The sequence below is a fragment of the Cardiobacterium sp. Marseille-Q4385 genome (assembly GCF_916618745.1).
GTDB lineage: Bacteria > Pseudomonadota > Gammaproteobacteria > Cardiobacteriales > Cardiobacteriaceae > Cardiobacterium.
In genome coordinates this window covers 738,876-751,328 of sequence record NZ_OU745373.1, presented here as the reverse complement: position 1 = coordinate 751,328, position 12,453 = coordinate 738,876, and the positions used below count along the sequence as shown (strand labels likewise).

At 56.4% G+C, this 12,453-nt stretch carries 16 protein-coding genes; 11 read left to right on the top strand and 5 right to left on the bottom strand.

The annotated features are described in order from the left end of the window. Window positions 1-70: 70 nt before the first annotated feature. The 5 genes from LG374_RS03505 to LG374_RS03485 all read right to left on the bottom strand — a co-directional run bounded on the left by LG374_RS03505 (window position 71) and on the right by LG374_RS03485 (window position 2,869). Window positions 71-661: a GNAT family N-acetyltransferase gene (locus LG374_RS03505; protein ID WP_225756418.1), complete on the bottom strand. Its 591-nt coding sequence runs from the start codon at window positions 659-661 to the stop codon at window positions 71-73. Further along, window positions 658-891: a DUF896 domain-containing protein gene (locus LG374_RS03500; protein WP_225756417.1), complete on the bottom strand. Its 234-nt coding sequence runs from the start codon at window positions 889-891 to the stop codon at window positions 658-660. Before LG374_RS03500 ends, LG374_RS03505 begins: the two co-directional genes overlap by 4 nt. A gap of 90 nt (window positions 892-981) precedes the next feature. Continuing rightward, window positions 982-1,236 (bottom strand): hypothetical protein, encoded by a 255-nt coding sequence (locus LG374_RS03495; protein WP_225756416.1) that lies wholly within the window; start codon window positions 1,234-1,236, stop codon window positions 982-984. Window positions 1,237-1,256: 20 nt separating this feature from the next. After that, complete coding sequence (gene cysZ, locus LG374_RS03490; RefSeq protein WP_225756415.1) at window positions 1,257-1,955, bottom strand: sulfate transporter CysZ; 699 nt, start codon at window positions 1,953-1,955, stop codon at window positions 1,257-1,259. Next, window positions 1,952-2,869 (bottom strand): hydrogen peroxide-inducible genes activator, encoded by a 918-nt coding sequence (locus tag LG374_RS03485; RefSeq protein ID WP_225756414.1) that lies wholly within the window; start codon window positions 2,867-2,869, stop codon window positions 1,952-1,954. The genes cysZ and LG374_RS03485 overlap by 4 nt, the downstream gene beginning before the upstream one ends. 158 nt (window positions 2,870-3,027) lie before the next feature. Here LG374_RS03485 and ahpC point away from each other — a divergent pair, with 158 nt between their 5' ends. The 11 genes from ahpC to LG374_RS03430 all read left to right on the top strand — a co-directional run bounded on the left by ahpC (window position 3,028) and on the right by LG374_RS03430 (window position 12,442). Beyond that, the gene (gene ahpC / locus LG374_RS03480; protein ID WP_225756413.1) at window positions 3,028-3,591 is read left to right on the top strand and encodes an alkyl hydroperoxide reductase subunit C; all 564 of its coding nucleotides are present in this window, start codon (window positions 3,028-3,030) and stop codon (window positions 3,589-3,591) included. 110 nt (window positions 3,592-3,701) lie between these two features. Beyond that, window positions 3,702-5,261: an alkyl hydroperoxide reductase subunit F gene (gene ahpF, locus LG374_RS03475; RefSeq protein WP_225756412.1), complete on the top strand. Its 1,560-nt coding sequence runs from the start codon at window positions 3,702-3,704 to the stop codon at window positions 5,259-5,261. 315 nt (window positions 5,262-5,576) lie between these two features. Continuing rightward, a complete protein-coding gene (locus tag LG374_RS03470) occupies window positions 5,577-7,883 on the top strand; it encodes a nitric-oxide reductase large subunit (protein ID WP_225756411.1) in 2,307 nt (768 codons plus the stop codon). Between the two features lie 291 nt (window positions 7,884-8,174). After that, window positions 8,175-8,738, top strand: coding sequence for a 16S rRNA (guanine(966)-N(2))-methyltransferase RsmD (rsmD, locus tag LG374_RS03465; protein ID WP_225756410.1), 564 nt, complete (start codon window positions 8,175-8,177; stop codon window positions 8,736-8,738). After that, complete coding sequence (gene coaD, locus LG374_RS03460) at window positions 8,738-9,232, top strand: pantetheine-phosphate adenylyltransferase (protein ID WP_370639327.1); 495 nt, start codon at window positions 8,738-8,740, stop codon at window positions 9,230-9,232. The genes rsmD and coaD overlap by 1 nt, the downstream gene beginning before the upstream one ends. Before the next feature lie 57 nt (window positions 9,233-9,289). Next, entirely contained in the window at window positions 9,290-9,523 is a 234-nt protein-coding gene (locus tag LG374_RS03455; RefSeq protein ID WP_115610706.1) for a hypothetical protein, read from the top strand. Between the two features lie 155 nt (window positions 9,524-9,678). Next, complete coding sequence (rpsP, locus tag LG374_RS03450; RefSeq protein ID WP_225756408.1) at window positions 9,679-9,927, top strand: 30S ribosomal protein S16; 249 nt, start codon at window positions 9,679-9,681, stop codon at window positions 9,925-9,927. 3 nt (window positions 9,928-9,930) lie between these two features. Then, window positions 9,931-10,476 carry a ribosome maturation factor RimM gene (gene rimM / locus LG374_RS03445; protein WP_225756407.1) on the top strand — a complete coding sequence of 182 codons (546 nt, stop codon included), beginning with the start codon at window positions 9,931-9,933 and terminating at the stop codon, window positions 10,474-10,476. Window positions 10,477-10,480: 4 nt separating this feature from the next. Next, the gene (gene trmD, locus LG374_RS03440; RefSeq protein WP_225756406.1) at window positions 10,481-11,239 is read left to right on the top strand and encodes a tRNA (guanosine(37)-N1)-methyltransferase TrmD; all 759 of its coding nucleotides are present in this window, start codon (window positions 10,481-10,483) and stop codon (window positions 11,237-11,239) included. Then, complete coding sequence (rplS, locus tag LG374_RS03435; RefSeq protein WP_225756405.1) at window positions 11,236-11,592, top strand: 50S ribosomal protein L19; 357 nt, start codon at window positions 11,236-11,238, stop codon at window positions 11,590-11,592. Before trmD ends, rplS begins: the two co-directional genes overlap by 4 nt. Window positions 11,593-11,605: 13 nt before the next feature. Then, on the top strand, window positions 11,606-12,442 hold the full coding sequence (locus LG374_RS03430; protein ID WP_225756404.1) for a 3'(2'),5'-bisphosphate nucleotidase CysQ: 837 nt from the start codon (window positions 11,606-11,608) through the stop codon (window positions 12,440-12,442). Window positions 12,443-12,453 lie beyond the last annotated feature (11 nt).

Genomic DNA, 12,453 nt, shown 5'->3' with positions numbered 1-12,453 from the left:
CGATGAACTGACGAGTTTGAGGATAGGGACGCTATCTATAGTTTTAGCGATGTAGGATTTGAGTGGGCGGTCAGTGTTTTTGTCGGGTACGTTGTGGCAGGAGCGGCTTTTGTAGGTGTTCGTAGCGGTGCCCGCTCAGGATACGGCTGCCGACCGGTCGGTAGCCGTGGCGCAGGTAGAGGCGGCGTGCGGCAGGGTTGGCTTCGTCCACGTTCAGGCCGATGCGCTGTTTGCTGGCGGCGAGTGCTTGGGCGGGCAGGGCATCCAGAAGTGCGGCACCAATGCCACGCCCTCGGTAGGTGGGGGCGACGGCGATGGTGTCCAGATACCATTCGTCGGGGTAGCTTTCGGGGTCGGTGAAGAGGCGCTGCGTAGAGTCAAGGTGGCTCTGTCGCAGGGCAGTGGTGAAAGGTAGGTCAACCAGTGGTTCTACTTCGCTGGGGTAGCCGAAAGCGGCACCTGCGATGCAGCCATCAATGGTTTTGACAATGGCGCGCGCGTAGCCGTAGCGGTATTCCGCCGCCTGGATAGCGGTAGTGAGCAGGCTGCGCGTGGTTTCGATACCGTGGGCGGCGAGGAAGGGCAACTCCATCGCTTCCAGCACGTGCAGGATGAGTGGGGCGAGGGCGGCAGCCTCATCCGCTCGGGCGGGGCGGATCATTGCGGATTTTGTTTGGCGGCTTGGGCGGCGCGCAGTTTCTGCGGGGTGACGTCGTTGCCTTCGCTATCAACGATGCGGGTGACGAGCAGGTTGTTATCTATCTGGCCGCGAATGGCAGCGAGGTATTCGCGCCGTAGCACGTCGCGTTCGGCAAGTTCGTCGGCAGTCAGGGGGCGGCTTTTGGCGATGGCGGCGAGTTCGTTGATGCGTGTCAGGGAGGGGATGGTCATGGTTGTCTCTTTGGGTTAAGTGGGGTCGCTGTGGTTATGGTGGCGGGGGCGGATTTTGCAAGGTGCGTCTTCCCGCTTTCAGTTGTCTCCTTAACGGATGAGTTTTTTCTTCGCCCAGTAGTGTAGGCCGTAGAGTGTGGCTATCCAGAGGATGAGTATCAGGGGTCTGCTGATGTTGGTGAGGGCGGCAAGCAGCCAGAAGGCGTTTAGCAGGGGAAAGGCGGCGAGGGCGTAGTGACGGCGTTCGCGCGGACTGCGAAACGGCAGGATGTAAAGGCAGTGGCAGATAAGCACCTGGATGGTGATGAAGCTGAGGGTAAGGACAGTGATGAGCAGGTAGTTCATGCGGAGTATTTTGGTGAGTTTCAGTTTTCCTGCCGCAGGTAGCGCATCCAGTAGAGGGTAGCGGCGATGACGCCGACGGACATGGCGATGAGGTTGAGTAGGGGAACGGTGGTCATGAGGCTGACTCCGCTGCCGTAGGCAAGGCTGTTGCCGCGTTGTTGTCGCAGGCGGCGACGCTGTTCGCGGAAGGAGATACCGTTGTTCGCCATCGGGTAGTCAAGGTATTGCAGTGCGGCGCACCAGGCGGCGTAGGCAAACCAGAGCACGGGTGCCAGTGGGGGCAGGATGAGGGCGAGGATGAGGGTGGGGACGGCGAGGGCGAGGAAGTACAGCGCTTTGTGGATTTCTTGTATGAGGCTCGCGAGGATGTCGCGCCACAGCGGTTGTGCCGGCGGTTCCGGTTCGCCGCGCTCGGTTTTTTCGACGGCGGCAGCGAGCAGGCTGTTGAATGGGGCAGCAATGAGGTTTGCCATCAGCGCAAAGGTCGCGTAGGTGAGGATGAGCAGGGTGAGGCCGATAAGCGGGTAGAGCAGCCAGTCCAGCCACGCCAGCCAGTCGGGCAGGAGTCGGTCGATGAGGGTGGTGCTGTAATGCCAGACGGCGTAGCTGCCGGCGGTGAAGAGGATGATGTTAACCACAAGCGGCAGCAGGATGTAGCGGCGGATGCCCGGGCGGAAGAGCCAGGTGAAGGCTTCCGCCAGGCAGTGCAGTGCCTTCATGCGGTGGGGATGGAGGCGCGGATATTGTTTAGCGCGTCGCGGAAGAGGCCCATCAGGGCTTCGAGTTCGACAGTGCGCGGGTAGTTCGGGCGGGTGACGAGGGCAAGGCGGCGGTGCGGCGCGGGTACGTCCAGCGGGATGGTGCGGATGTCCGGCAAGGGGCGCAGTGAAGGTAGCGCCATTTCCGGGACGAGGGTTAGCCCCATGTCGTTCACTACCATTTGCACAAGGGTGTTCAGGCTGGCTTCACGGAAGCTGTGCGGGCTGATTTCGTTGCGGAATTTGCAGATTTCCACGATGTGGTCTTTGAGACAGTGGCCGTCGCCGAGAAGGAGCAGGGTATTGTCGTTGCGCAGTTGTTTGGCGGTGATTTTTGCCTGTTCGCTGAGTGGGTGGTTGCGGTGCAGGACGACGTAGAAGCGCTCGCTACCGATTTCAAAGGTATTAAGGCCGGGGGTGTCGTAGGGCAGGGCGATGAGGGCGGCATCCAGCATGCCGTTGTGCACGGCGCTGACCAGGCGTTCGCTTACGTCTTCGCGGATGTTTAGCTCGAATTTGGGATAGGCTTTATGGATGACGGGCAAGGCCTGTGGCAGAAGGAAGGGGGCGATGGTCGGGATGAAACCGATGGCCATCGGGAAGTAGAGGGTTTCGTGGCTGGCGTGCGCTTGTTCGACCAGCTGTTGCGCGTCCAGATAGATTTTTTGGGCGCGGCGCAGCAGTTCTTCGCCGATGGGGGTGATAACAACCTGTTTGTTATTGCGCTCAAAGACGATAACGCCAAGGTTCTTTTCCATTTCGGCAATGCCGAGCGAGAGAGCCGATTGGGAGATGTTGCATTCTTCGGCGGCACGTTTGAAATGTTTGTGCCGGGCGACGGCGAGGGCGAACTGGATTTGGCGGAGAGTTATCATTTGATGTTTACCTAAACAAATTGTTCAGCGATTATACATAAAGAAAATAAAAGTTAAAGATTACAGTCTGCACGTCTTTTCAAATGCTTGGCAGATTTTATAATAGCGCGCGTTGCCGTAATTGACGGTTTCAATCATTCCACAATACGAGGTTTTCCATGCCCATTATCAACCGCAGCATCCCCGATTTTTCCGTACAGGCTTTCCACAACGGTGAATTCAAAACCGTGACCAGTGACAGCGTCAAAGGCAAGTGGTCCATCTTCCTCTTCTACCCGGCGGATTTCACCTTCGTCTGCCCGACCGAGCTCGAAGACATGGCCAAACACTACGACGAACTGCAAGCGCTCGGCGTCGAAGTCTATGCCGTGTCCTGCGACACCCACTTCACCCACAAAGCCTGGCACGATCACAGCCCGGCCATCAGCGGCATCAAATACCCGATGCTGGGTGACCCGACCGGCGTCCTCGCGCGCGGCTTCGACGTGATGATTGAAGAAGAAGGCCTCGCCTACCGTGGCACTTTCCTCGTTAACCCGGAAGGCAAAATCAAAGTCGCCGAAATCCACGACAACGGCATTGGTCGCAGCGCCAAAGACATGGTGCGCAAAGTTAAAGCCGCCCAATACGTTGCCCAGCACGACGGCGAAGTTTGCCCGGCCGCTTGGGAAGCAGGACAAGAAACCCTGAAACCCAGCCTCGATTTAGTCGGCAAAATTTAACGGCTACCGCCCGATCACGACAGCGCCTGCGGGCGCTGTTTCCATATCTGGGGCGCCGCCAAGCGAGATAACCACGCGGTTTTCCCCAAACCACAAACAAAAGGAACCCCATGCAACTTGACCAAGCCATGCTGGACGCTGTCCGCCAGCACATGAACATCCTCAGCCGCGACATCACTCTTGTCCTCGCGCCCGGCGCACACGAAAAACGCGACGAACTCAAAGCCTTCCTCACGCAAATCGCCTCTACCTCACCACGCCTGCACCTTGAAGAAGCGGCTGATCCCGCACTCACCACCCCCATCAGCTTCACCCTGCGCGCCGATGGTACGGATACCGGCATCATCTTTACCGGCATCCCCGGTGGCCATGAATTTACCTCGCTCATCCTTGCCATCCTGCAAGCGGGCGGCAGCGCGCTCAAACTCGACGACAGCATCCAGGCGCTCATCCGTAGCATCCAGCAGCCGCTGCACTTCACCACCTACATCTCCCTTTCCTGCCACAACTGCCCGGACGTCGTGCAGACCCTCAACCAGTTCGCCCTGCTCAACCCGCAAATTCGCAGTGAAATGATTGACGGCGGCCTCTTCCAGGAACAAATCGAAGCGCGCAACATCCAGGGTGTGCCCGCCGTGTACCTGAACGGCGAAAGCTTTGCCAACGGCAAAATCGACACGGCCCGCCTTGTCGAAAAACTGCTCGAACAACACCCCGGGCTCGCGCAAAACGCCGCGCCCGCGCAAGCCCTGCCGTTGCAAGACGTGGTCGTCATCGGTGGTGGTCCGGCAGGCTCATCCGCCGCCATCTACGCCGCGCGCAAAGGCCTCAGCGTCACCGTCGTTGCCGACCGCATCGGTGGTCAGGTCAAAGACACCATGGACATCGAAAACCTCATCTCGGTGCCGAAAACCACGGGCCCCGAACTCGCGGGCAAACTGCAGAGCCATCTCGCTGCCTACCCCATCACCATCCGTGAAAACCTCAGCGTGAAAAGCGTCGCGACGGGAGACAAAACCCATAAAGTCACCCTCAACACCGGCGAGACCATCGAAACCCGCACCCTTATCGTGGCAAGCGGCGCGAAATGGCGCGAACTCGGCATCCCCGGTGAAAAAGAAAACATCGGCAACGGCGTCGCCTTCTGCCCGCACTGCGACGGCCCCTTCTTCAAAAACAAAGACATCGCCGTTATCGGTGGCGGCAATTCCGGCGTTGAGGCCGCGCTGGACCTGGCCGGCATCGTCAAAAGCGTGACCCTGATGGAATTCATGCCCGAACTCAAAGCGGACAAAGTGCTGGTCGAACAACTCGGCAAACGCGACAACATCCGCGTCATCACCAACGCCGCTGCGCAGGAAATCACGACCGAAGGCGGCAAAGTAGACCGCATCCGCTACACCGACCGCACCGACGGCGCTGTGCACGACCTGCCGCTGCAAGGCGTCTTCGTGCAAATCGGCCTGGTGCCGAACAGCGACTTCCTCGGTGACGCCGTTGACCGCACCCGCTTCGGCGAAATCGTCATCAACGCCAAAGGCGAAACCAACGTGCCGGGTATCTTTGCGGCAGGCGACGTGACCACCGTGCCGTACAAGCAAATCATAGTGGCAATGGGCGAAGGAGCAAAAGCAGCGCTCTCGGCATTTGACTACCTCATCCGCCAATAACGTCGCAGTCGCGACAATCACCAAAAAGGCAGACCGTGAGTCTGCCTTTTTGGTTTCTACAAGGCTCCTTAATTAAGGAAGCATCGCCTCGCCGTCTTGTCTCATTCGTATGTAAAACGACTATACCTCTTACCGCAAGCGGAAAGGGCAGACGCACATCACTCATCAATGATTGGAATTATCATTTAAAAATAGAAAAATCCTAAAAATTTCCTATTAACCCTGACCTTTATCAAGGGACGCCGCATTACCCCTTTGTGAAAATGCCTTCATTACGGCATCCGCCGTATGCACCATTCAACAAGAGGTAAAAATATGAAAGAATTCAAACGAATGTGGATTGTGCTCGGTCTGATTACGATCGGCTCGTTCATCCTGCTCGGTTACTTCGGCAAAGAAGTTTATAACGAGCGCCCGCCCATCCCGGCGGAGTTTGTTGATGAAAACGGCAAAGTGCTGTTTACCGAAGCCGACATCATGGCCGGTCAATCTGCCTGGCAATCCATCGGCGGTATGTCCGTCGGTACTGTCTGGGGACACGGCGCCTATCAAGCTCCGGACTGGACAGCCGACTGGATTCACCGCGAAGTGCTCGGTTGGCTCGACCAGCAGGCGCAGCGTGAATACGGCAAGCCATACGCCGAACTCTCTGAACGCGATCAGGCCACCCTGCACTATGACGCACAGCAGGCCTTCCGCAAAAATACCTACGACAAAACAACCGGCAAAGTCACCCTTTCTGCCGACCGTGTGCGTTCCGTCGAAGCGGTCTCCGCCTACTACGACAAGCTGTTCAGCGACGATCCGTCCCTGCACAAACTGCGTGAAGCCTACGCGATGAAAGAAAATACTCTGCCGAAAGCGGAAAGTCGCGCCAAGCTCAACGCCTTCTTCTTCTGGTCAGCCTGGGCTGCTTCCACCAACCGCCCCGACCAGAATGTGACCTACACCAACAACTGGCCGCATGAACCGCTGATCGGTAACCAGCCAACCGCCGAGAACGTCATCTGGTCCATTATCTCCGTTGTCACCCTCATCTTCGGTATCGGCTGCGTCATCTGGATCTGGGCCTTCTTCACCCACCACGAACACGAAGAAGTGGCTATCCCCAGTCGCGATCCGCTGACCCTCGTCAACCTCACCCCATCGCAAAAAGCGCTGGGCAAATACCTGCTCATCGTTGCCGCCCTTTTCTTCGTGCAAGTCATGCTCGGCGGTTTCACTGCGCACTATACCGTCGAAGGACAAGACTTCTACGGCATCCCGGTCGCTGACTGGTTGCCATACAGCCTGACCCGCACCTGGCATATCCAGGCCGCTATCTTCTGGATCGCGACCGGTTTCCTCGCAGGCGGCCTCTTCCTCGTGCCCATCATCAACGGTGGCAAAGATCCGAAATTCCAGAAACTCGGCGTTGATCTCCTTTTCTGGGCGCTCATCGTCGTCGTCGCCGGCTCCTTCCTCGGCCAGTTCGTGGCGCTGAAAGGCTGGATGAACGAAAAACTGAACTTCTGGTTCGGTCATCAGGGCTACGAATTCGTGGAAATCGGCCGCGTTTGGCAGATCGCCCTCTTTGCCGGACTTGTCTTCTGGCTCGTCCTCATGCTGCGCGGCATTTGGGCGGCGCTCAAAATGCCTGGCGACAAGAGCTTGCTCATCCTCTTTACTCTCGCCGCCGCTGCTATCGGCCTTTTCTATGCTCCGGCGCTGTTCTACGGCGAACACACCCACATCTCCGTCATGGAATACTGGCGCTGGTGGGTGGTGCACCTCTGGGTAGAAGGCTTCTTTGAAGTCTTTGCAACCAGTGCCGTCGGCTTCATCTTCTACAACCTCGGCATGGTCAGCAAACGTGCCGCCACCGCTGCCGCGCTGCTTGCCGCGATGATGTTCCTCATCGGCGGTATCCCCGGTACCTTCCACCATATCTACTTCGCCGGCACCACCACGCCGATCATGGCGGTGGGCGCGCTCTTCTCGGCGCTGGAAGTCGTACCGCTTGTCCTCTTGGGCTACGAAGCCTTTGATAACTGGACGGCGCAGCACAAAGCCGACTGGATGAAACCGATGCGTTGGCCGCTGACCTTCTTCATCGCTGTCTCCTTCTGGAACATGCTCGGCGCGGGCGTTTTCGGCTTCCTCATTAACCCGCCGATCTCGCTCTACTACCTGCAAGGGCTGAATACTACGCCGAACCACGGTCACGCCGCTCTCTTCGGTGTCTATGGTTTCCTTGCTCTCGGCTTCACCCTGATGGTACTGCGCTACATTCGCCCGACCATGAAGTGGAACGAAAAACTGATGTTCACCGCCTTCTGGGCCATGAACCTCGGCCTCGTGCTGATGCTCTTCACCAGCCTGCTGCCGATCGGCATCATCCAGGCGAACGCCACCATCAACGAAGGTCTGTGGTGGGCGCGCAGTGCGGAATTCGTCGAACAGAACCCAATCATCCACACGCTGCGTTGGTTCCGCACCGTCGGCGACGTGGTCTTCATCCTCGGCGCAGTAGCCTTCGGCGTACAAATCGTCAAAGGCCTGCTGCACCGCGAAGGTGGCGACAGCCCGGCTGGTAAAGCCGAAACGCCTGCTGCCGCAGCCAGCACCGCCAGCCAGTCATAAACCAACTGACTACGGCAATAAAAACCCGGCCTTGTGCCGGGTTTTTTGTGTCCGTTCAGACGCTCAGGCGATGATAAAGGCACTGTGTAGCTGCGTCAGTCGCAGTTCCAAGCGATCGCTATGATGTAGCGGCCTTGGTATGCGGAGCGGAGTGGCGTCTGGTAAATATCGCTTGCTCTCATCAGGAGAGAACGGACACGACCAATCGCTCAAACCGCCATAGCCGCGTAAAGCGTATGATGAGCGCGTTTTGATGGTTTTGGGCGATCGTTTTTCTATACAGGAGGAGCCATGAAGGTGGTGGAAAGCAAGATCCGCATTATCGGCGGCAAACATCGCGGGCGGCGGATTGCCGTGCCGGAGCGTGAGGGACTGCGACCGACGCCGGATCGCGTGCGTGAGACGGTCTTTAACTGGTTACAGTGGGAAATCGGCGGTGCCTATGTACTTGATGCCTTCGCCGGCAGCGGAGCGTTGGGACTAGAAGCGTTATCGCGTGGTGCGGCGAGCGTGTTATTCGTCGAACGTGAGGCGGATGTGGTAGCCCGCCTGCGTGCGTTGCTGACCGAATGGCAGGAGCCGCATGCCCGCGTACAGCAGGGTGATGCACTGCGTCTTGCCCCGAGTACGCGTTATGACGTGATTTTCCTTGATCCGCCGTTTGCCGACGGCGTGCACGAACAGGCGCTCTCCCATTTTTTGCATGACGGTTGGCTGAAGCCGCATGGCAAGGTGTATGTGGAAATACCGTTTAAGCATGGGGATCTGCCGTTGCCTGCCGGTTGGGGCTGGCACAAACAGGGCAGGGCAGGACGTGTCTATTTCGGCCTGCTACAGCGTGAGGCGGCAGAATGATGCGGATCGGAATTTATCCAGGGACATTCGATCCTGTGACGCGTGGACATGAAGACATCATCCGCCGTGCGGGGACGTTGTGTGACCGGCTCTATGTCGCTGTCGCTCGTGGACACCACAAGCAGTCGCTGTTTTCGCTGGAGGAGCGGCTGGATTTGATGCGCACTGTCTGCGCCGATTTGCATGGGAATGGTGAGGTAATACCGGTCGCATTTGATGGATTGCTGGTGAATGCCTGCCGGCAATACAGGGCTTCTCTCATTATTCGCGGTATTCGCAGCGTCGCCGATTATGAATACGAGCACCAATTGTCGGGTATGAATCGCCATCTCTTGCCTGGCGTCGAGACGGTTTTTTTGATTACCGCCGACCGTTATAGTTTTGTGTCCTCCAGCTTGATTCGTGAAACGGCGCGCCTTGGCGGTGATGTTGGCGAATTGGTGCACCCGGATGTTAAAAAATTTTTAACGGTTAAGGTTTGTAAGGATTGTTAAAGATTGTGTATATTAACGCCGTCATTTTTGACGTTAACAACTTTTAGGAGTTCATATATGAAATCTTTGAAAATCGCTTCTATGGCCGCCATTGTCATGATCGCTGCTGGTTGCGCCAGCCAACCGAAAGAAGATGCTCATGCATCTGAAATCGCTGCTCTGCGTGCCGATATCGCCGAAGTTAAATCTATCGCTATGCAAGCTAACGAAAATGCGATGATTGCACGTCAACAAGCCCAAGAAAACAGCGAAAAAATCAACCGCACTTTCCGTGGCAAACAATACAAGTAAGCAGCTGCTGAACGTATAGTTCTTATAGAAAAAGGCACCGTAAGGTGCCTTTTTCTTGCCTGTGACTTTCTCAGCGGGGTTTTTTCACTTCCTTTTTGCAGGTAAATCCGTAAAATATGCCCTCTTTTTATAACCCCCTTAACAAGAGGAAAAACATGTTAGCAATTCGACTCGCCCGTGGCGGTTCAAAAAAACGTCCCTTCTATCACATCGTTGCCACTAACAGCCGTAACGCACGTGACGGGCGCTTCATCGAACGCCTCGGTTTCTTCAACCCGATCGCCAAAGGTCAGGAAGTGCCGCTCAATATCAATATGGAACGTTACGAGCACTGGGTTGGTGTTGGTGGTCAAGCCAGCGACCGGGTGAAATCTTTGGTCAAGCAATTCAAGCAACAGGCCTGATTTGTGTCGCACGACACCGCAGACATCATCGTCGGGCGGATAGTCGGTGTGCATGGTATTCGCGGGCAGGTGAAAGTCTATTCGGACTGTCGCCCCCGCGAATCGCTTTTTCAGTACTGTCAATTCATTGCCCGTAGTGAAGGCCGACCCGAACTGCAACTGCAACTATTGCGCGGGCAGGCGACAGGGAAAGGATTGATCGCTGCCTTCCACGGTATCAATGACCGCGATCAGGCCATGACACTTAGCGGCTATACCTTGAGCATCCGACGCGAGCAACTTCCGCCCACACGTAACGGTGAATACTACTGGGCAGACCTTATTGGACTGCGGGTGGAAAACCGCCAGGGTATCACCCTTGGTCGGGTCGCTGAGCTCTTCGAAACCGGCTCGAATGACGTAGTGGCTGTTCGTGCTGATGATACAAACGAGGAAATTCTGATTCCCTTCATCCGTCCGCACTATATCGAGAATATCGATCTGGCAAGCGGCGTGATGCAAGTGGATTGGGAACCACAATGGTCGCAAGTGACCGAAGACGACCGTTAAAACCGTGCATATTGATATCGTCAGTATCTTTCCTGAGCTTGTTCGCCACTGGTTCAACCAAGGTGTTGTCGGTCGTGCCTTGCAGAAAAAAGAGGATCCTCCGGCAACCCTGCATTACTGGAACCCGCGTGAATACAGTGATGATCGCCATCAGCGCGTTGATGACCGTCCTTTCGGTGGTGGTCCCGGCATGGTCATGCAATACGAACCGCTGGCGCGTATCGCTCAAGCTATCAATGCGGGTGGTGATAAACCGCTGCATATCTATCTCAGCCCGCAGGGCAGCACCTTCAACCATACGCTTGCCGCAGAACTTGCGCGCAAGCCGCACCTCGCCCTGTGGTGCGGACGTTACGAAGGCATTGATCAGCGCTTCATTGATGAATACATAGATGCGGAGATCTCTATCGGTGACTTTGTCCTCTCCGGCGGGGAAATTGCAGCCGCTATCGTCATTGATGCCGTTCTGCGTCTTGTCCCCGGTGTTTTGGGCGACGAACAATCCGCGCTGGAAGACTCTTTTCAGCAAAAACTGCTTGACCATCCGCACTATACGCGCCCGGAAAATACTGCTACAATTCGCGCCCCTGAAATTCTGCTCAGCGGCAATCATGCGCTTATCGAACGGTGGCGCCTGAAACAGGCGTTGGGCAGAACTTTTTTGCACCGTCCCGACATCTTTTGTCAACTTGATCTCAGCGACGCGCAGCAAAAATTACTCAACGAATTTTTAACCGAACAGCAATTTGGAGAGCCGTCATGAGCAACATCATTGACATCTTGGAACAAGCACAATTCAAGCAGGACCTGCCACAATTCAACCCGGGCGATACTTTGGTCGTGCAAGTTAAAGTTATCGAAGGCAACCGCGAACGTCTGCAGGCCTTTGAAGGCGTCTGCATCGCCAAACGTAATCGTGGTCTGGGTTCATCCTTCACGGTACGCAAAATCTCACACGGTGAAGGCGTAGAGCGCGTTTTCCAAACGCACAGCCCGCTGGTTGCTTCCATTACCGTCAAGCGTCGTGGTGATGTCCGTCGCGCCAAACTTTACTACCTGCGTGGTCTTGAAGGTAAAGCTGCACGTATCGCTGAAAAACTCGATACCAAAAAATAACGCTTGATGGCACATGCTGAACGCTGACGAACAGCGCCTCATTGCCGAAATCGCCGCCCTCGCCGCACAGACGGGGGCGGCGATTTTGTCATATTACGATCATCCGGATAGCTACCATGTCCGGGTCAAGGACAATCATACCCCGCTGACCGAGGCGGATCTCGCTGCGCATGATATGCTCGTGCGCGGATTGCCGCACTTGATGGATCTGCCTTGTCTTAGCGAAGAATCTGATGCCCGTGTGCATCAGCATCCGCCTGACGATTACTGGTTGATAGACCCCATTGATGGCACGCGCGAATTCATTGAACGCAGCGGCCAATTCTGCATTGCTATTGCCCGGATACAGCACGGCAAACCATCTCTTGGTTTCATTTATGCGCCAATTGGTGGTGCTTACTGGTATGCCCTGCATGATAAAGGGGCCTACAAGTACGATGGCACGGAACATGCCCGCCTGCACTGCCGTCATGCGCCGTCGCTGCCGACTATCATTACCGCGCGCGCACGTCTCAGCCGCATCATGCGCGACTATCTCGACGCCAATTTTGGTCATTATCACCACATCTGTTGCGGCAGCGCCCTCAAGTTCTGCGCCATCGCCGAAGGTCATGCCGACATCTACCCCAAACTTTCTCCCACCACCAGTCAATGGGATACCGCCGCAGGCGACATCCTGCTGCGCGAAGCAGGCGGCGGTCTGCGCTATTACGGTAACCTTCCGGGCAGTTATGGTGCCCGTTCTACCATCAATCCCCCTTTCCTCGCCTATGGTGCGGGCTTTGGTGAAGAAGCGCTGCAAGCCTATTTTGTGGCGATGCAGCGTGCGCTTGAACCTGAGCAGCGGTAAGATTGCTAGCA

Coding starts and splice junctions, on each gene's coding strand:
- LG374_RS03495 (WP_225756416.1), bottom strand. CDS start 1,236: ATGAACTACCTGCTCATCACTGTCCTTACCCTCAGCTTCATCACCATC.
- LG374_RS03470 (WP_225756411.1), top strand. CDS start 5,577: ATGAAAGAATTCAAACGAATGTGGATTGTGCTCGGTCTGATTACGATC.
- LG374_RS03505 (WP_225756418.1), bottom strand. CDS start 661: ATGATCCGCCCCGCCCGAGCGGATGAGGCTGCCGCCCTCGCCCCACTC.
- LG374_RS03455 (WP_115610706.1), top strand. CDS start 9,290: ATGAAATCTTTGAAAATCGCTTCTATGGCCGCCATTGTCATGATCGCT.
- LG374_RS03430 (WP_225756404.1), top strand. CDS start 11,606: ATGCTGAACGCTGACGAACAGCGCCTCATTGCCGAAATCGCCGCCCTC.
- rplS (WP_225756405.1), top strand. CDS start 11,236: ATGAGCAACATCATTGACATCTTGGAACAAGCACAATTCAAGCAGGAC.
- ahpC (WP_225756413.1), top strand. CDS start 3,028: ATGCCCATTATCAACCGCAGCATCCCCGATTTTTCCGTACAGGCTTTC.
- coaD (WP_370639327.1), top strand. CDS start 8,738: ATGCGGATCGGAATTTATCCAGGGACATTCGATCCTGTGACGCGTGGA.
- rsmD (WP_225756410.1), top strand. CDS start 8,175: ATGAAGGTGGTGGAAAGCAAGATCCGCATTATCGGCGGCAAACATCGC.
- cysZ (WP_225756415.1), bottom strand. CDS start 1,955: ATGAAGGCACTGCACTGCCTGGCGGAAGCCTTCACCTGGCTCTTCCGC.
- rpsP (WP_225756408.1), top strand. CDS start 9,679: ATGTTAGCAATTCGACTCGCCCGTGGCGGTTCAAAAAAACGTCCCTTC.
- LG374_RS03500 (WP_225756417.1), bottom strand. CDS start 891: ATGACCATCCCCTCCCTGACACGCATCAACGAACTCGCCGCCATCGCC.
- ahpF (WP_225756412.1), top strand. CDS start 3,702: ATGCAACTTGACCAAGCCATGCTGGACGCTGTCCGCCAGCACATGAAC.
- LG374_RS03485 (WP_225756414.1), bottom strand. CDS start 2,869: ATGATAACTCTCCGCCAAATCCAGTTCGCCCTCGCCGTCGCCCGGCAC.